Here is a 19268-nt window from a genome sequence, read left to right as displayed (position 1 = left end):
ACCTCGACGGCCGAACGCGGCGTGACCGACGCCGACACCCGAGATCGGATCGGGCTGATCTGAATCGACCGGAAACGCGGGCGCGCGCTATCGACCGCGGGCGCGGGCGATGAAATCGGCCGCCAGGCTCCGGCCGAGCCTGATCGGCACCACCGATTCGTCGAGCTTGGAGCCCGCCAGCGCGCCGTCGTACAGCAGCTGGATCTGCCGGGCGATCAAGTCCGGCTGCTCGGCCCCCGCGGAGTTCATCAACTCCGTCAGGCATGAGCGCACCCACCGGCGGTGCCCGTCGATGGGTTCAAAGCGCACGCCGGGGAACTCGGTCGCCACGTTGGCATACAGGCAACCGGGAAATTCGCCCTTGAGCCCGTTGGCGATCGCCAGATCGAAGAAGGCCAAAGCCTTTTCGACCGGACCGGCCAAGCCCTCGGTGGCCTTCACCCACCGATCGCGATCAGCGCGATCCAACTGCGCCAGATAGGCCAGCACCAAAGCCGCCTTGGAGCCGTACGAGTCGTAAAGGCTCGCTTTCGCGCAGCCCGACTCGCGCAGGATCCGCTCGATACCCACCGCCCGAATCCCCTGTGTAGCAAACAATTCCGTTGCCGCCGCGAGTATCCGGACGGCCGGGGACACCAATCCCACGGACTGGGCAGTGGCTTTGGCGGCCTCCCGGTCGAGGATCTCCATGACGCCGACGCTAGCAGAGCCTCGACCGCAGACAGAGCTGTCTGTCTATTTCGGGAGCCCGAGCCCGGGGCGGGGCGTTATCGCGGGTCAGCGATCCCTGATCCTGCGGACCACCACCACGACGACGAGGATCCCGACTCCAGCCAGTGACGCCGTCACCACGGGCTTCTTCACGAATCCGATCACCCGGGCCTTGAGGTCGTCGGCGAGACGGCGGGGATTGGCACGCTCGGCAAGTGAATCGACGGTGGTCGCCAGCTGCTCACGGGCGAGGTCGATGTCCTGCTTGATGGTCTCGGGGTCCCGATCCGCCACGTGTCTGCCCTCCAAGTCCGGCTGCTGCACCTGACGAACTACCCTAGATCAGCTGGCGCCGACCCCGACGCTCCGGTGAATAGAGAGGGATCGAGTTGACCGAGACCACGCGGCTCGCGCCGGGCGACAAGGCGCCCGCCTTCAGCCTGCCCGACGCCGACGGCAAGAAGGTATCGCTGGCCGACTACAAGGGACGCCGCGTCGTCGTGTACTTCTATCCGGCGGCCTCGACACCGGGATGCACCAAGCAGGCCTGCGACTTTCGCGACAACCTGCGCGACCTCAACGATGCCGGCTTCGACGTCGTCGGCATCTCCCCCGACCCACCGGCGAAGCTCGCCAAGTTCCGGGACACCGAGAAGCTGACGTTCCCGCTGCTGTCCGATCCCGACCGCAAGGTGCTGACGGCCTGGGGAGCCTACGGCGAGAAGCAGATGTACGGCAAGACCGTCACGGGCGTGATTCGCTCCACCTTCGTGGTCGACGAGAAGGGCAAGATCGCCGTCGCGCAGTACAACGTGAAGGCTGCACATACGACGTCAAAGATTAAGCAGATCCTGGGCCAGTTCGGATGAGCTAGATCAATAGCTCTCATAGATGTTGGGTGCACTGCTTTCGAACGTGCCCGACGGGCGCTGCGGAGCACAGGTCCCAAGGGTTGGCTGCCGTGCGATCGTTCGGTTTAAACCGGCGTTCCGCTGCCAGCGGAAATCACCTATATCCGGAACATGCAGCTCAGAGCAGCCTCAATCGTTGACGCTACCGCTTGCGTGCAGGCTGTTCCGGTTTAATGCCATGTTCTGTAGATGCTCCTTTTGGCGACCAACGATCTCGACGGCACCTTCGCGTAGCTGCAGCCCGGCGACGCCGACATCGTCCAGGAGCCAACCCAACGACCCTGTGGACTGCGCGACTGCGCCGTCCGCGACCCCACAGGCAACCCTGATCGGCATCCGACAACTGCGCCGAGCATGCCGATTGGCCCCCTTCATGGGTGAAGGAGGCCAATCGCCGTTGGTAGGTCACCGGCTCGCAACGGCGACCACCACGAATTCAGAGCAACTTGAGCAGGTTGGAAATCAACAGCCCGATGTTGGTGGCCAAGGTGGCACCGAAACTCGACAACATCGACGGCAGATTCGACGAGACGCTTTGCAACAGCGTGGTCAATCCCGAGCTCACGCCGCTGACGGCGTTGCTCAGGGACGGCCAGCCATTGATCAGCTGGTTAGCGAAGCCCTGCAGCGCGGCTTGCAGACTTCCGCCGGTCGCGATATTTACTGCATTGGGAGCCACGATCGACTTCGCCAAACCCGGAGCGATAGTCTTCAACACGCCAGTGTTGAGTAAGCCGAGCGCACCGTTTGTCCCATTAGTGCCATTGAGGAAGCCATTGACCATTGCGCCGGGGGTATTGAGCAGGTTGCTGATCGCCCCCACCGGGTCCCCACCCGCCCACGCGCTCGACGCGGCCTGAAGACTCTTTCCGAGCGCGGACTGGGTCTGCGATAGGGCTGCGAGCAAGTCGGCAGCAGTCAAGGCTATGCCGGTCGTCGTCAGATACTTGGTAGCGTTCGCTAGGTTCTGGGTGAAGTAGGCGGGGATCTGCAAAATCTTTTCCAGAGGTTCCCCGATGCTTACGAATGGGTCCTGGAAGAACGCAAGGTACAAGTTGTTTACTGCGGTACTGATGTTGCCGGAGGCGATCTGGTTGAATGCCGTGTTCAGGAGGGGCCAGAAGTCGGCTTTTGCGGTTCCGGTGTAAAAATTGACAGCAGCATTCGCGGAGACCTGATACGGCCCGACGTAGAGATCGCCGTAGGAGGCCCAGTTAGCGGCGATCTGCTGCAAAGTCGGGAACGGAAGCGCTTGGATCAAATTGGCAGTCGTCTGCAGATTTGTGCCCGCCGTCTGGAAGGTGTTGATCCAAGTTTGAATAGGCAGGGGTAATCCGGCGGGATTGATGAAATCAGTGAGAGCAGCCGCGGGCACCGCGGCCGCGCTTGCGCCGCTGGCGAGGGAGGCGAGCTCGTTTTCCACACCGGAGAACAGGTCCAACACGCTGTCGGCGCCGGTGAGCTGAATCTCCGACACGCTCACCTGGGAGAGCTGTTGGACCACGTGAACGTCGGGTAGGTGCTGGGCCATGGGGCCGGCGGCGAGGACAGCGGCGCTGGCCAGGGCGATGCCAGCGGTGATGTGGGGGCGGGCTGCGAGGTCCACGACCATCTCCTTTGATCTGGGTATTCGGATGAGGGCAATCCGTAGCTGGTTGAGGTGAGAAGAATCCCGGTGCGAGCGGCGATTGCCGGTGGCGGTCGCCGGCTCGCATCGGCGACCGCCACCGGGATCAGAGCAACTTGAGCAGGTTGGAAATCAACAAACCAATATTGGTTGCAAAAGTTGCACCGAAGCTTGCCAACAGTGACGGCATCTTCGACGCCACGTTTTGCAACAGTGTCGTCAATCCCGTGCTGATACCGCTGACGGCGTTGCTCAGGGATGGCCAACCATTGATCAGCTGGTTCCCCAAGCCCTGCAGTGCCGCCTGAAGACTGCCGCCGGACGCAATATTTTGGGCGTTGGGAGCTACGATCGACGTCGCCAGGTTGGGGGTGAGAGTCGTCAATATGGTGTGGTTTAGCAAGAAACTGATCAGGCCCTGCGACCCAGTACTGCCGTTGAGGAAGTCATTGACCAGTGCGCCGGGGGTATTGAGCAGGTTGCTTATCGCCCCTACTGGATCCCCATGGGACCACGCCGTAGACGCAGCCTGAAAACTGCCACCGAACGCAGTCTCGACCTGCGTTGGCAGGGTGGAGGCCCAATACGTACCAATGCTGGTGACGCTGTTCTCCAACAGGTATGTGGTCACGGTCGCCAGATTCTGGGTGAAGTCTGCGGGGATGTGCAAAATAGTTCCCAGAGGCAGCCCGATAGTTAGGAGTGGGTATGCGTAGAACGCCTCGACTAAGTCGGGAACCACGCCCTTATTGAGGCCAGTGAAGCTTCCTGAAGCGAAGCTGTTGAACGCCGCGTTCAGATACGGCCAGAAATTGGTAGTTGCGGTTCCGGTGTAGAATTTGACAGCAGCATTCGCGGCTACTTGGTACGCATTGACGTAGACGTCGGCGTATGAGACCCAGTTCGCGGCGACCTGCTGGGCAACCGGAAACGGGAGTTTTTGCATCAAATTCACAGTTGTCTGCAGGCTGGTGCCCACATTCTGGAACGTTTTAACCCACGTCGCTATCGGTAGTGGTAGTGCGGCGGGGTTGATGAAATCGGTGAGGGCCGCCGCGGGCACCGCGGTCGCGGCGGCTCCACTTGCCAGAGATGCGAGTTCGTTTTCCACGCCGGAGAACAGGTCGATCACACTGTCAGCGGCGTCGGTGAGCTGAATGCCAGGCACGCTGACTTCACGTAGGTGTTGGGTGGCATGGAGGTCGGGTAGGTGCTGGGCCATGGGCCCGGCGGCGAGGACAGCGGCGCTGGCCAGGGCGATGCCAGCGGTGATGTGGGGGCGGGCTGCGAGGTCCACGACCGTCTCCTTTGCGGATTCTGGATAATGACGAATTGAATGTAGCTGTGAAATATTGCGAATGAATCGCGACAAACAAAATAGACAATTAATTACAACGATATGCGGGTGCAGCAAAAGCCTGCTTAAAATACACAAAAACTATTACCCTAATTGGGCTAAATGAAAAGCCCCACCAAAATATTTATTTGACGGCATGGGAGTAACCTGACACGGCATCATTGTCAGGTGTCGACACGCCTTGATTGCGGCGTCTCGATCCGCTCATATCCAGGCAGGTGGCTCCCCCGTCAACGCGCCAGCGGGTTTCAGCCGCGCGGCGCCACAGCATGCTGACGCGAGCAGGCGAGGAAAACAGTCGCGCGGCTTGTCCATACCGCCACCGCACAAGGAAGTAACCGTCGATGGGTTCGAAGATAACCATGGAGAATCAGCGTTCGTCAGACCGGATAACGCCGGTATGTGCTTGTGGCACAATCCAATACCGACCACGTCCGGTGACTCGCCGAAAGCGCTCCGCTCGGGACAAACCCAGGTACACCACCTCTCTTGAGGTGGACCGTAAAACGGTGCGGACGGCGGGTGGGCCCGGGCGGTGACGGCGGGGCGGGGCGGCTAACTCGAAGCAACAGGTGGGCCCGGCGGGTGCGGGAGGGGTTGTCCTCGCCAGCGGGTACCTGGCTGTGGCGGATCAGTGGGGCCGCAGATCGAGGTGCATCGCGAAGTCATCGTGGCGGGGCGATCGGGCGGCGCCGTGGCGACGAGCGCGGCCTGCCGTATGGGTGTCGGCGGTGAAGCGCTATTCGTCAGCAAACACAAGAGTGTTCACTATTCCCTGGCAAGCAATTGGATTACTGCGGAAATAGCTATCTTAGGCGTGACGGTGAATGCGGACCGGTTGGTTACCGATAAGTAGTTTCATATTTAACTAGTCTGCCGACAGATAGGTTTGCTACACCTTCTGTCTTCAGCGCATCTAGCAGGAGTTTTTCTGGTCCGCAAGGATTGCGCAGCTACACGTTCTTGAACCGATCACACAAAGCCTCTCGAAAGTGCCACGAGCTTAGGTTCTTCACAGATACGTCCAGCTCACGGGCCTGTCTGACGTCGCCTCCACACCGCGCCCACATGCGATACCCGACCAGCTGAGCAAGAGCCTTTCACCTCACCCACCGGGCACCGTCACCCAACGCGAACCACAGGTGTTCGAGGAAATACGCGAACACCGCACCCCACGGCGTTCGTCAAGACGCTCGCCTCGTGGCGCTGGCCGCCCTGGACCGGCCCGCCACTACCCACATAGATGAAGAACTCGCTCATCATCCGGTCAATCGAGTCCCTGTGGGACGCAGGACGACGCCATCCCCGGCAAAGGCCAGAATTTAACGGTTGGCCCCGTCCACTTAGCGCTATGGCGCCAGGCTGGCCAGCAGCAGCGCCTCGGCGATCGCCGCGCGTTCCAACACACCCAGATCCAGGCTCTCGTTGATGCTGTGTGCCTGGGTTGCGGGGTCTTCGACGCCGGTGACGAGGATCTTGGCCTGCGGGAAGGCGGCGGCGAACTCGGCGATGAACGGGATCGAGCCGCCCATGCCCATGTCGATCGGCTCAACACCCCAGGCCTGGCGAAATGCCGCCCGCGCGGCGTCGTAAACCGGGCCACTGGCCTCGATGGCATAGGGCTCACCGATCTCGCCGGGCGTGACGCTGACCCGCGCGCCCCACGGGGCGTGCCGCTGCAGGTGGGCGGTCAACGCGTCCAGATGCGCGGTGGCGTCGCCGCCGGGCGCGACCCGCATGCTGATCTTGGCGCGCGCCCGCGGGATCAGCGTGTTGGACGCGGCCGCAACGGATGTGGTGTCGATGCCGATCACCGTGATCGCCGGTTTGGCCCACAGCCGCTGCGGCACCGAGCCGGAGCCGATTTCTGAAACCCCGTCCAGCAGACCGGAGTCCGCGCGGACCCGCTCGGGCGGGTACTGGACATCTGCGGCCTGGGATTCGTGCAGGCCGGCCACCGCCACGTTGCCGTCGTCGTCGTGCAGGCTGGCCAGCAGCCGCACCAGCGCGCTCAGCGCGTCGGGAACCACGCCGCCCCAGATACCGGAGTGCAACCCGTGCTCGAGCGTGGCGACCTCGACCATGCAGTCGGCCAGCCCGCGCAGCGATACCGTCAGCGCCGGGACATCGACGCTCCAGTTGTCCGAGTCGGCGATGACGATCACGTCGGCGGCCAGCGCGTCGCGGTGGGCGGCGAGCAACCGGCCCAGGGACGGCGACCCGGATTCCTCCTCGCCCTCGACGAAGACCGTCACGCCCACCGGCGGCCGACCGCCATGCGCCCGAAACGCCGCCAAATGCGTTGCGATGCCGGCCTTGTCGTCGGCGCTGCCGCGGCCGTAGAGCCGGCCGTTGCGCTCGGTCGGCTCGAAGGGCGGCGACGCCCACTGGCCGGGATCGCCCTCGGGCTGCACGTCGTGATGGGCGTACAGCAGCACGGTGGGCGCACCAGGGGGCGCCGGATGCCGGGCGATCACCGCCGGCGCCCCACCCTCGCTGACGATCCGCACATCGTCAAAACCGGCCTGCGACAATAGATCCGCGACCACCTGTGCGCTGCGGTGCACCTCGGGACGCCGCGCGGGGTCGGCCCACACCGACTCGATCCGCACCAGGTCCTCGAGGTCGCGGCGCACCGACGGCAGCACGTCGCGCACACGCTCAACGAGATCAGTCATGGCCTCGAGGCTAGTCGCGCCTCGACGAGCCGCGAGCGTGCGCAGAATGCCGCTTACTACCGGCGTGTCGTGTACAAACACGCACGCTCGCGGAAATCGCGGAAATTAGGAAGTCTCCAGGATGGCCACCGCGGCCGCGGTGTCGCCCTCGTGCGTCAGCGACACGTGGATGGTCACGTCGGCCAGGTGCGTGGCGATGTCGCCGGTCAACCGCACCCGCGGACGCCCCCACATGTCGGTGACCACCTCGATGTCGCGGTGGATGTCCTCCCGCAGCATGGGCCGTTGGGCGAACCGCGACCCGGACCACGCCTTGATCACGGCCTCCTTCGCGGCCCAGCGGGCGGCCAGGTGACGCGCCGCCGACGAACTCTTGTCCGAGGCGTCGCGCCGCTCGCCCGGCGTGAAGGTCTCGGAGAACACCGTTCCCGGCTGGTCGACCTGCTCGGCGAAATCAGGAATGGAGACGAGATCGATCCCCACACCGACTATGCCCATGGCTAGACAGGCTAACGGATGGCCGAGCCCGGCGACGATGCGGTCCGCGCAGCGGAGCGAGGAGAAGCCGGGCAATAGGCCGACGTCATTCGGCAGAGACCTCGTAGGCCTCGCCGTCGCCCAGGCGAGCGGCCGGGTTCAGCAGCATCGCCGCCTCCTGACGCTTCTCCGGCGCGTGGTGGTCGAAGCGACGGTCCGGTGGCCGCTGATACATCGGCGGACCGCCGGCGATGGCCGAGGCCAGTCGGCGCTGGCCGGCCAGCAGGCGCGCGTCCGCGCGCCGCCGGTAGTCGGCCCGCTGCCCGGCATCCAGCGCGGCGATGAACGCCTGCGGGTGCACCAGCGCGACCAGCCCGGACACGTGGCCGAACCCGAGGCTGGTGAGTATCCCCGCCTTGAGCGGGAACTTCTCCCCGAGGCGCAGCGTCTCGCGCACCCAGACGAAGTGGGCGGAACCCGCCAGCTCGTCGTCGACGCAATCCAAGCTGCGGTTCGGCGGGATCACGCCGTCGCGCAGCATCTGGCACAGCCCCATCATCTGGAAGACCGCCGCGCCGCCCTTGGCGTGGCCGGTGAGGCTCTTCTGCGACACCACGAACAGCGGGGCCCCCACTGAACGACCGAGTGCGACCGCCAATCTTTCGTGCAGCTCGGTCTCGTTGGGATCGTTGGCCAACGTCGACGTGTCATGCTTGGAGATCACCGCGACGTCGTCGGCGCCCACGCCCAGCTTGGCCAGCGCGCGCGCCAGCGGCGAATCCTTGCCGCCGCGGCCCGCGCCCAGCGCACCCAGCCCCGGGGCCGGGATCGAGGTGTGCACACCGTCGCCGAAGGACTGGGCGAAGGCCACCACCGCGAGCACCGGCAGGCCCATCTTGAGCGCCAGGTCGCCGCGGGCCAGCAGGACGGTGCCGCCGCCCTGGGCCTCGACGAAGCCCAGCCGGCGCCGGTCGTTGGGCCGGGAGAACTTCGAGTCCTCGATGCCGCGGCCGCGCATCATGCCGGTGTCGGCGGTGGCGGCCATGTCGCCGAAGCCGATGATGCCCTCGAGCGTGAGGTCGTCGATGCCACCGGCGACCACCAGCTCGGCCTTGCCCAGCCGGATCTTGTCGACGCCCTCCTCGACCGACACCGCGGCCGTCGCGCACGCGGCAACCGGGTGGATCATGGCGCCGTAGCTGCCGATGTAGGACTGAACCACATGCGCGGCAACGATATTCGGCAGCACTTCCTGGAAGATGTCGTTCGGCTTGTTACGGCCCAACAGGTTTCCGTGGTACATCGTCTGCATCGACGTGCCGCCACCCATGCCGGTGCCCATGGTGTTGGCCACCATGCTCGGGTGCACGTAGCGCATCACCTCGGCCGGGCTGAAGCCGGCCGTCAGGAACGCGTCGACGGTCGCCACGATGTTCCACACCGCCAGCCGGTCAATGGAACTCGCCATGTCGGCGCTGATTCCCCACACCGTCGGGTCGAACCCGGTCGGAACCTGGCCGCCCACGACGCGCGACAGCTTGGTCTTTCGCGGCACCCGAATCTCGGTGCCCGCCTTGCGGATGACCTGCCAGTCGCTCGAGTCGGGCACCGGCCGGATGACCGTGTGCTCCGGGTCGAACTCGACGAAGGCGCGGGCGTCGGCTTCCGACGACACCACGAAGGCGAAGTCCTTGTCCAGGAACACCGACACCAAGAGCGGTGAGGCGTGGTCGGGGTCGATGGCGCCGTCGTCGACGAACTCGCGAATGCCGCAGCGCTGGACCACGGTGTCGTGGTAGCGCTCGACCAGCTCGGCCTCGTCGACCAGGTCGCCGGATTCGGTGTCGTACCAACCGGGTTGGGGGTCGTCTTCCCAGCGGATCAGCCCGGTGGTCCAGGCCAGCTCCAGGACGCCGGCCGCCGACAGTTCGTTGTCGACCTCCATCTCGAACCGGGTCCGCGACGAGCCGTACGGGCCGATTTCGGCGCCGCCGACGATCACCACCAGATCCGCCGGGTCGACGTCGAGGTCGGCCCATTCGGGGGGCGGCGCGGGGGTGTACCCGCGCGGCGGGGACGGCAGCGCCGCGATGGTGCCCGCGGTCCCGGGGGCTTCAGCGTCGTCGTCCAATGCCGACGTGGCCTGCTCGCGCGCCTTGGCGGCCAGCTCGGCCATGTCGAGGTTCGCGTCGGCGAGCCCGCCGGTCAGGTCCGCCTTGATCGGCGCGCCGGCCGCGGCCACCTTGGACTCGACGTCGCACAGGTCCAGCAGCATCGCCGCCATCTCGTCGGTCGAGTAGGTGGTGACGCCGGCCTCCTCGACGCCGCTGACGATGGCGTCGTTGTGGCCCATCAGCCCGGTGCCCCGGGTCCAGCCGATCAGCGCGTGCGCCAAGCTGACTCGCGCCGCCCACGAAGACTCGGCGTGCCAGCGGCTCACCACGGCGTCCAGGGCCGACTTCGCCTCGCCGTAGGCGCCGTCGCCGCCGAACATTCCGCGGTTGGGCGAACCCGGCAGGACCACGTGCAGCCGCGACGCGATGTCGCGCTCGGCGCCGATCTTCGACAGGCCGCCGATCAACCGCTGCACGGCCCACAGCAGGACCTTCATCTCCATCTCGGCCCGCGAGCCGGCCTCGGACAGGTCCCCGACGACGCGCGGTGCCGCGAACGGGAACAGCAGCGTCGGGGTCTGCGCGTCCTTGATGTGAATCGACTGCGGCCCAAGGCTTTCGGTCTGCTCGGTGCCGACCCACTCGACCAGGGCGTCGATGTCGGAGTAGGACGCCATGTTCGCCGCCACCACCCACAGCGCGGCGCCGAAGCGGGCGTGGTCGCGATACAGCCCGCGGTAGAACGCCAGCCGCTCCTCGTCGAGCCTGGACGTCGTCGCGATGACGGTGGCGCCGCCGTCGAGCAGCCGCGCGACCACCGACGCCGCGATCGAACCCTTCGAAGCGCCTGTCACCACGGCGACTTCGCCGCTGTAGGGGCCCGGGTCCGGATTCTCGGCCCCCGCGGCGATGCGGCCGTACAGCGATGCGTGGATCTGCCGGCCCGCGGCCAGCGACTTGCCCTGCCACCAGGTGGCCTGGGTGGCGACGACGTGGCCGGCGCCCTCGAACCTTTCCGACAGGGTCGACCACTGGGCGTCGATGTCGCCCTCGTCGGTCAGCCAGAGCCTGACCAGGTCTTCGCGGGCGCTGGCCCACCGGTCGTCGAACACGACGGCCTTCTTCGCGTCGAACACCGGTGCCACCAAACGTGGCCAGTCCGCGCCCAATTCGGCGGTGACCAGGTCGATGAGCTCGGCGTCGGTGGCCTTAGCCAAACCGGCCGACACGCCGACCGAATCGTCGAGGCCCAGCTGGCCCAGCACCAGGCGGGCCGCCGAAGCCAGTACGCCGTCGCGGCCGGTGATCTGGTCGGTGAATTCGGAGAGCGCCGCGGCGTCGATGGTCGCGCCGCCACCGCCGCCGCCCGCCGACGGCAGCGCCACCGAAATGCCGCGCCGCGCGGCGACGGAAGCGACGGCGGCGTCGATGACCTTGTCGACGGACGCGGCATCGGCCAGCGCGCCCTCGTGCAGGTGGCCCATCGCGCCCCCGCGAACGCTGGTGCCCTCGCGGGTCCCCAGCGCGACCTCGACCGTGACGTGCTTGGCCCAACCGTCGCCGAGCTCCCAGGTCTTCTTGACCCGCTCGGCGATGGCGCCGGGCCGCTTGCCCGACGGTCCCAGAATGGTCCGCAGCTGATCGTTGATCGCGTCGGAAAGCACTGGGCCGTAAGGCTTGTAGGTGCGTGCCAGCTTGGTCACCTGGGAGCGCAGCCCGGCCAGGTCGGCCTCGGCGGCGCCGTCGATGGCACCCAGGTTCAGCTCGGAGCCCAGGTCCACCAGCAGCTGGTTGCGTCGCGACGACGCGCCGTCGGTGATCGACTCGATGGAGTCCAGCTCCTCGATCTGGTCGACGCGCATCTTGGCCGACAGCGCGATCAGCGCCACGGTGGCGTCGGCGGCGTCGAAGGTCAGGTCGTCGGGGCGGGGGCCAGTGGACGGCGCGGCAGGCGCCGGCGCCGGCGCGGCGGCTTCTGGCGCTCCGGCGACCGCTTCCGACTCCCCGGGTGCCTCTTCGTCCTCCGGCTCCGGCTCCGGGTCGGTGTCGGTGGCGAACAGCACGGCGGCGTCGCGCTCGGCGTTGAGCACTTCCACTGTGCTGTGGGCATATTCGGGCAGTTTGAGGGTGTTGGTGGCCAGTCCGGCGACGGTCGGCGCGGACTTGACGCCGATCTCGACGAACCGCTCCACGCCCAGGCCGCCGGCGGCCTCCTCGATGAACAACAGATCCTGGGTCTCGATCCAGCGCACCGGGCTGGCGAACTGCCACGCCAGCAGTTCGATGAAGACCTTGCGGGCCATCTCGCGCGGCCGGTCGCGACGCCAGGTGTCGTAGTCGGCGAGGATCTCGTCGAGCGGCTCGGCGGGCACCAGATCCCGGATCTCCTGGATGAAGTCGCGATCCAGCGTGAACGGCCGCGGCACCAGGTTGGGAATGTAGCGCCCGATGATCAGCTCGGGATCCTTCTCGCGCGGCATGACCCGCTCCAGCGACCGGCGGAAGTCGGCCACGCCGACCCGCAACACCCGCGAGTGGAACGGCACGTCGATGCCCGGCACCAGGATGAACGAGCGTCGGCCACCGGTGATCTCGCGGCGGCGCTCCACCTCGGCCTCCAGCGCCTCCAGGCCGCGCACCGTGCCGGCGATCGCGTACTGCGAGCCGCGCAGGTTGAAGTTCACGATCTCGAGAAACTCACCGGTGCTCTCGGCGATTCCGGCAACGAAGGCCGGGACCTCGTCGTCGGGGAGGTCGATCTGCGAGGGCCGGATCGCCGCCAACCGGTAGTTGGAGCGGCCCAGCTCGTCGCGCGGCACGATGTCGTGCATCTTCGAGCCGCGGTGAAACACCATCTCCAGCAAGGCTTCCAGCTCGTAGATGCCCGTCACGCAGGCCAGGGCGGTGTACTCGCCGACCGAGTGGCCGCACGCGATGGCGTCCTCGACGAAGGCGCCCTGCTCGCGCATCTCGGCGACCTGCGCGGCGGCCACGGTCGCCATCGCGACCTGGGTGAACTGCGTGAGGTACAGCACGCCGTCGGGGTGGTGGTAGTGCACACCGCTGGCGATGATGCTGGTCGGGTTGTCGCGCACCACGTGCAGCACCGAGAAGCCCAGCGTGTCGCGGGTGAACTTGTCCGCGGCGTCCCACACCTTGCGGGCCGCCTTGGACCGGGCCCGGACCTCCATGCCCATGCCCTTGTGCTGGATGCCCTGGCCGGGGAACGCGTAGACCGTCTTGGGGGCGGCCAGCCGCGCGGTGGCCGACATCACCAGATCCGATCCGACGCGGGCGGCCACGTCCAAAACCTCTGCGCCCTGGTCGATTCCGACGCGATCCACCCGGAAGTCGACCTCGTCGCCGGGCCGCACCATGCCCAGGAATCGTGCGGTCCAGCCGACCAGCCGGGCGGGCGGGCGGGCCTGACCGTCGGTGGCGGTCACCGCGTGCTGCGCCGCGGCCGACAGCCACATGCCGTGCACGATCGGCGATTCCAGGCCCGCCAACAGCGCGGCCGCCCGGTCGGTGTGGATGGGATTGTGGTCGCCGGACACCACCGCGAACGGGCGCATGTCGACCGGCGCGGCCAGCGTGACGTCGCGGCGGCGCCGGCGCGGGGTGTCGGTGGCGTTCTCGGATACCGCGCCGCCGGCCCGGACCGGGTCGGTCAGCTCGGCGGCACCGATGCGTCCAAGGATCGCGAAACGCTCCTCGAGGACCGCGATCACGGTGCCGTCGGCGTCCACAATCGTCACCGAGACGGGGACGACGCGGCCCAGGTCCGTGTCGATGGCCCGCGAAGCCGTTGCGGCCACCGTCAGTTGGGCCGGCACCGCCGGAAGCTGGCCGACCACGCGGGCGGCGTGGTCGAGGTGCACCAGGCTGAGCAGGCCCTCGACCACCGGGACGCCGGCGTCGGTGACCGCCGAGCCGATCGCCGCGAAAACGGCGGGCCAGCAAGGGCCGACGAGCGCGTCGGGCACGGTGGTGAGGCTGGGCGCCAGCGGCTCGCCGAAGGTGGCGGTGACGCCGGTGTGATCGGCGACCCGCTCCGGATCCCAGTCCACCGTCACGGTGGCCGTCCCGTCGGTGACGGCGGGCAAGAATTCCGGCCCGTCCACACCGGCGGCGATCGCCAGGACGGCGCGCATGGCGGTGGCGGCGTCCTCGATGGAGACCACCGGGGTGCCGCCGTCAACGGTGTTGGCGGGCAACGTGAATGGGATGTCGACCCAGGTGCCCGAGACCGGCACGCTGAGCACGACCCGCTCGTCCGAATCCACCTGCAGCCGGGCGCCGGTGGAAGAGTGTGTGGCACTGCGGTTTTCGTTGACCTGCCAGTCGGCCGGGCCGGCGATGCGATGCACCGGGTTGGTCGTGGTGCGCCCGGCCCACTGCACGTCGGGGGCGTCGAGCACGACGGCCAGCGGCCCGGTCACGTCGGGGCGCCCCAGCCGGCGCGACGTGACGGCTCGGGGCTGCCCGGCGGACGACAGCACCTCGTCGATGGCGGCCTGCTCGAAGCGGTCCAGCAGCTCGCCGACCGGCTCGTCCATCCGGGTGATGCCGGCCACGGCCGCGGTGCCCGGAATGATGCACACCTGGTCGGCGTCGTAGCGGGCGTCGTGCGCCTGCCACAGCGAGTCGCTGCGCCACCAGCGCCGCACGTCCTTGTCGATGACGGGCACGAAGTTGACCGGCTTGCCCAGCGTCTTGCACAGCGTGACGAAGAAGGGGACATCGGCCGGGTGCAGCTGCACGGATTCGGCGTCGGGGTAGTGCGCCAGCAGCGTGGCGATCGCCTCGTCGGGCCGCTCCAGCAGGGCCTCGTCGGAGGCGAACAGCGTCTCGATCGGGCCGAAATCGCTTGTGTTTAACCGCGCTTCGGCCCGCTGCAGCATCTGCTGGAACCGGTCGCGCCACGTGTCGGCCAGCCATGGGCTGCCCGGTGAGGCGGTGTCGGCGGTCGAGTCGCCGTCGCCGATGGTCAGCTCGACGTAGCGCCGCAGCCACTGCAGGTAGGTCATCTCCGTCACGTCGCCGAAGTACGGCTTGGCGGTGTTGGCCATCGCCGCGATGATCTCGTCGCGGCGCTCGGCGACCGCCTCGGCGTCACCGGCGACCTCGTCGAGCAGCCGGCCGCACCGCGAGGCGGAGTTGTCGATCTCGTGGATGTCCGCGCCGAGCTGGCTGCGGCTGGAAGCCATGCCGCCCTGGGCTTTTCCGGCGCTGATCCACTGGTCGGTGCCGTGTGTTTCGACCAGCATCCGCTTGACCGACGGCGAGGTGGTGGACTCGAGCGTCGCCATCGCCGCGGTGCCGACCAGGATGCCGTCGATCGGCATCAGCGGGAAGCCGTAGGACTCGGCCCAGCGCCCGGACAGGTATTCGGCCGCCCGCTCGGGCGTGCCGATGCCGCCGCCGACGCAGACGGTGATGTTGGAACGCGACCGCAGCTCCGAGTAGGTCGCCAGCAACAGGTCGTCGAGGTCCTCCCAGGAGTGGTGGCCGCCGGCACGCCCGCCCTCGATGTGCATGATCACCGGCTTGGTGGGCACCTCGGTCGCGATGCGGATGACCGAGCGGATCTGCTCGACGGTGCCCGGCTTGAACACCACGTGGCTGATGCCGACCTCGCCCAGCTCGTGGATCAGCTCCACGGCCTCCTCGAGGTCCGGGATCCCGGCGCTGATCACCAGGCCGTCGATCGCCGCGCCGGCCTGACGGGCCTTCTGCACCAGCCGCTTGCCCCCGACCTGCAGCTTCCACAGGTAGGGGTCGAGGAACAGCGCGTTGAACTGGTAGGTGCGGCCGGGCTCGAGCAGGCCGGACAGCTCCTCGACGCGGTCGGCGAAGATCTCCTCGGTGACCTGCCCGCCGCCGGCCAGCTCGGCCCAGTGCCCGGCGTTGGCCGCGGCGGCGACGATCTTGGCGTCGACGGTGGTGGGGGTCATGCCCGCGAGCAGGATCGGCGACCGTCCGGTCAGCCGGGTGAACTTCGTCGACAGCTTCACCCTGCCGTCGGGGAGGCGAACCGCGGTCGGCGCGTAGGTCGACCAGGCCCTGGCCACCTCGGGAACGGCCCCGACGGTGAAGAGGTTGCGCTGCCCGCCGCGGGTCGCCGCGGGCACGATGCCGACGCCGAGGCCGCGGATCACCGGCGCGGTCAGCCGGGTCAGGATGTCCCCGGGGCCCAGATCGAGGATCCACCGGGCTCCGGCGGCGTGCACCCGGGTGATCTCGTCCACCCAGTCGACGCCCTCCACCAAGATGGCCTCGGTGAGCTTGCGGGCCAGCGCGACGTCGAGGCCGACCTTCTCGGCCCAGCCCGCGACGATGTCGATGCCGTCGGCCAGCCGTGGGGTGTGGAAGCCCACCTCCACCTGCACGGGGTCGAAGACCGGGGCGAAGACGTCGCCGCCGCGGACCTTGCCCTTGCGGTCGGCCTCTTCGGCCTCCGAGATCTGCCGGCAATACAGCTCGAAGCGCGAGAGCTGCTCGGGCGTGCCGGTGATGACCACCGACCGCCGGCCGTTGCGGATGGACAGCACCGGCGGCAGGACGGTGCGCACGTCCTGCGCGAACTCGTCGAGCAGCCGGCGGATGCGCTCGGGGTCGGCGTTGGTCACCGACACCATCGGCGGGCGGTCGCCCAGCACCGAGATGCCGCGCCGACGGGCCACCAGCGTCCCGGCCGCGCCGATCAGCTGGGCCAGGGCCAGCAGTTCGACGTCGCGGTCGGCCCCGTCCTGCAAGGCCTTGAACGCCTCGACCGCCAGCACGCCCTGGGAATGCCCGGCGACGGCCACCGGCGGCGTCGCGCTCCAGTCCATGCCCTGCCGCGCGAGGGTGCGCCCGGCCGCGATCTGGGTGAGCAGCACGCCGGGCATCGACACCGCGGCCGACGTCAGGTGCTTGTCCGCGGGGACCGGGTCTTCGGCCGCCAGCGCGCGCACCCAGCGCAGCGGCTCGAAACCGATCGGACGAACCACGACCAGCTCTTTTTCCACCGGTTCGAGCAGCAGCTCCGCCTCACCGACCAGGGTCGCCAGGTCGGATTCGATCCCGGCCGACGACACCAGCTCCTCGAGGGTCTCCAGCCAGGCGCTGCCCTGGCCGCCGAATGCGATGGCGTACGGCTCTCCTGCCGTCAGGCGGTCGACCAGAGCATGGGTGGTGTGGGGGCTATTCCCGTCGCGGTCAGCGGACACACGGTCGTGCTCGTGGATCGTCACCTTGCTGTATCCCCCTATGCTTCTTTACGTCTCGGTTCGTTCGTCAGCACCACCGGCAGGCGGGAGCCTGGTCGGTCTCAGTCGATTCCACGTCGAATCGCAGTTAAAACGGCTGACCGGTGTGTTGTCGGTGGGCCGTCGCCCGGGGATCGGGCGGCGCGGCGGACTGCATCGGCTCTAATAAGGGTGTCATAAGGATCAATGCCTTTTCTGCGTGCCGATCGGTTACTGGCGAGTTCTACGCATGGGTAACCGTGTCGTGGGTAACACCGGGTTTAACTGGCGACACCGTCGTGGCGAACAAACCTCCTGCATGCAGGTGGTTACGGTCGAGTAGCCATAACTGCGCTGATCAAGGCAGTATTGTTACGCAATCGTTATGTTAAGAAAATTGGGTTGTGTGTGAACGGCCGGCGCCGCGTCGGCCGGCGGCCACCCGCGTCCGCGGCGGCGGGAAACGAGCGAACGAGTGTTTGCTGGAGCTGTCGGCGGTAGCGCGCTCAGACCCACTGCCCGAATTGGGGTTTGAGGATTTCGTTGATGTCCACCCCGACCCCACCGACGCTGCGCTTATCGATCTCAACCTGGTGGAGATTCGCGGCCGGATGGGTGAACCCCTTGGGCGAACCCCAGTTGTGCTGCCAGAAGTAGGAGCCCAGACCGTCGTGCAGCGCCCAGTCGATGGTTTTCGAGTTGGCGTACACGCCGGTGCGCTGGTGTCCGATCACCGACTCCCAGGACCGCAGGTAGGGGGCTACCTGCTGCTTGTACTGGTCATAGGACGGGTCGTCGTCGATCGAGGCGTAGATCGGGGCGTTGGCCGGGCCCCCGGCGGCGGCGTGCAGCTGCATCCCCCGCTGCGCGTGTTTCAGACCCGCGCCGGCCCCGCCCAGCCAGTCGGCGGTGTTGCCCTTGCCGTACTGGTAACACGACACGATTTTCAGCCCGTTGCTGTCCAGGTCACGCGCCTCGGCGACCTGGATCGGCTTACCCAGCATCCAGTTGCCACCTGGCCGGCGATCGGACACGTACCGGATCGACCCCACCGCCCCGGCGGCCCTGATCTGGCTGGCGGGGATCACCCCGGCGGCGTAATCCAGCAGGGTGCCGAGCGATGCCGATGCCGGTGCCGCGCGCAACGACGCCGCCGCGACGCCCAGGCCCAGCAGGCCCGGGGTGGCGGCGGCGAATTTGAGCACGTCACGCCGCGAAACCGACACATGCCACAGGGTACGACACAAACCCCAAATGACACGTTAGCCACATTGGTCACATCTGTGTCACGTTGGCGCATCGCCGGGAAGCACGATGACGCTCACGGCCTCGAGACGGCGGCGAGCGGTCTGGACGGCGATCTCGTCGAGGAAGTGAGCGGCCCCGGCGTTGATCGACTGGGCCCAGGCCCGGAATCCCTGCACGATCACCGGCTCGTGCTCCAGCAGCGGCCGCACGCCGCGCAGCGCGCCGACCACGTCGTCGGGCAACGGGTCGGCCAGCTGCTCGTCGATCCAGTCGCGCGCGAGTTCCCCTGCGGCCGACTCGTTTTCGCCCAACGAAACCACTTCGCCGGCGAGCGTGCGCAATCGGTCGAAGAGCACCTGGCGTCCCGGCGTCTCGGCGAGCTGCGCCAGCAGCGTGCTGGCCGCGGGCGGCAAAACCATCTGCCCGAACAGGGCCGGAACCGGCAGCTCCCACTCGTCGAACAGGTCGGCATACATCGCGGCGACGGGCGCGGGCAGCGGGGCGCTGAGCCGCCCGATGACGCCGATGCTGTCGCGGTGGGTGGTCGCCAGCCTGCGCAGGATGTGTTCGTTGAGGTCGTCGGCGCTCCCGGCGGCGGCGCGGTCGATGGCCGCGATCAGCTGATCCAGCCGGTCCCGCTGGCGCACCAGCAATCCGCGGTGCTCGTCGAGGAGATCGGCCAGGGTGGTGTGCCCGCCGTCGACCAACCGCTGAATGTCGTTGATGCCGACGCCCAGGCTTCGCATCAGGTCGATGCGCAACAGGTCGAGGACCTGCTCGACGTCGAAGACCCGGTAGCCGTTGGACAGGTGCTCCGCGCGCAGCAACCCGATTTTCTCGTAGTGGCGGATGCGGCCCGAGGCGATCCCGGTCAGGGCCGTGACGTCGCCGATCAGCAACTGCTCAGCCACTC

At 67.5% G+C, this 19268-nt stretch carries 11 protein-coding genes; 2 read left to right on the top strand and 9 right to left on the bottom strand.

Features of this window, described 5'->3' with window-relative positions:
* Positions 1-87: 87 nt before the first annotated feature.
* Complete coding sequence (locus G6N25_RS17300; RefSeq protein ID WP_083071964.1) at positions 88-690, bottom strand: TetR/AcrR family transcriptional regulator; 603 nt, start codon at positions 688-690, stop codon at positions 88-90.
* A gap of 87 nt (positions 691-777) precedes the next feature.
* The gene (locus G6N25_RS17295; RefSeq protein ID WP_083071963.1) at positions 778-1005 is read right to left on the bottom strand and encodes a DUF3618 domain-containing protein; all 228 of its coding nucleotides are present in this window, start codon (positions 1003-1005) and stop codon (positions 778-780) included.
* Between the two features lie 95 nt (positions 1006-1100).
* Between G6N25_RS17295 and bcp the strand changes: the two genes are divergently transcribed.
* Entirely contained in the window at positions 1101-1580 is a 480-nt protein-coding gene (gene bcp, locus G6N25_RS17290; protein WP_083071962.1) for a thioredoxin-dependent thiol peroxidase, read from the top strand.
* A gap of 478 nt (positions 1581-2058) precedes the next feature.
* Here bcp and G6N25_RS17285 read toward each other — a convergent pair whose 3' ends face one another.
* A complete protein-coding gene (locus G6N25_RS17285; protein WP_142272432.1) occupies positions 2059-3228 on the bottom strand; it encodes a hypothetical protein in 1170 nt (389 codons plus the stop codon).
* Between the two features lie 127 nt (positions 3229-3355).
* The gene (locus G6N25_RS17280) at positions 3356-4546 is read right to left on the bottom strand and encodes a hypothetical protein (RefSeq protein WP_083071960.1); all 1191 of its coding nucleotides are present in this window, start codon (positions 4544-4546) and stop codon (positions 3356-3358) included.
* Positions 4547-5240: 694 nt separating this feature from the next.
* Here G6N25_RS17280 and G6N25_RS17275 point away from each other — a divergent pair.
* The gene (locus tag G6N25_RS17275) at positions 5241-5462 is read left to right on the top strand and encodes a hypothetical protein (RefSeq protein WP_142272431.1); all 222 of its coding nucleotides are present in this window, start codon (positions 5241-5243) and stop codon (positions 5460-5462) included.
* A 493-nt stretch (positions 5463-5955) separates the two neighbouring features.
* Here G6N25_RS17275 and G6N25_RS17270 read toward each other — a convergent pair whose 3' ends face one another.
* The 5 genes from G6N25_RS17270 to G6N25_RS17250 all read right to left on the bottom strand — a co-directional run bounded on the left by G6N25_RS17270 (position 5956) and on the right by G6N25_RS17250 (position 19266).
* Positions 5956-7284 (bottom strand): dipeptidase, encoded by a 1329-nt coding sequence (locus G6N25_RS17270; protein WP_083071959.1) that lies wholly within the window; start codon positions 7282-7284, stop codon positions 5956-5958.
* 105 nt (positions 7285-7389) lie between these two features.
* A complete protein-coding gene (gene acpS / locus G6N25_RS17265; RefSeq protein ID WP_083071958.1) occupies positions 7390-7782 on the bottom strand; it encodes a holo-ACP synthase AcpS in 393 nt (130 codons plus the stop codon).
* A gap of 85 nt (positions 7783-7867) precedes the next feature.
* On the bottom strand, positions 7868-17113 hold the full coding sequence (locus G6N25_RS17260; protein WP_083071957.1) for a type I polyketide synthase: 9246 nt from the start codon (positions 17111-17113) through the stop codon (positions 7868-7870).
* Between the two features lie 500 nt (positions 17114-17613).
* Entirely contained in the window at positions 17614-18333 is a 720-nt protein-coding gene (locus G6N25_RS17255) for a DUF1906 domain-containing protein (protein ID WP_083071956.1), read from the bottom strand.
* A 60-nt stretch (positions 18334-18393) separates the two neighbouring features.
* Entirely contained in the window at positions 18394-19266 is an 873-nt protein-coding gene (locus G6N25_RS17250; RefSeq protein ID WP_083071955.1) for a MerR family transcriptional regulator, read from the bottom strand.
* Positions 19267-19268 lie beyond the last annotated feature (2 nt).

The sequence above is a fragment of the Mycobacterium heidelbergense genome (assembly GCF_010730745.1).
In the GTDB taxonomy this organism is placed as follows: domain Bacteria; phylum Actinomycetota; class Actinomycetes; order Mycobacteriales; family Mycobacteriaceae; genus Mycobacterium; species Mycobacterium heidelbergense.
Note: the sequence above shows the minus strand (reverse complement) of the source record. Positions and strands in the feature narration are given on the sequence as shown.

Bases quoted from the DNA above. Each gene is read 5' to 3' on its own strand.
- G6N25_RS17300 (WP_083071964.1), bottom strand. From the start codon at position 690: ATGGAGATCCTCGACCGGGAGGCCGCCAAAGCCACTGCCCAGTCCGTG.
- G6N25_RS17270 (WP_083071959.1), bottom strand. From the start codon at position 7,284: ATGACTGATCTCGTTGAGCGTGTGCGCGACGTGCTGCCGTCGGTGCGC.
- acpS (WP_083071958.1), bottom strand. From the start codon at position 7,782: ATGGGCATAGTCGGTGTGGGGATCGATCTCGTCTCCATTCCTGATTTC.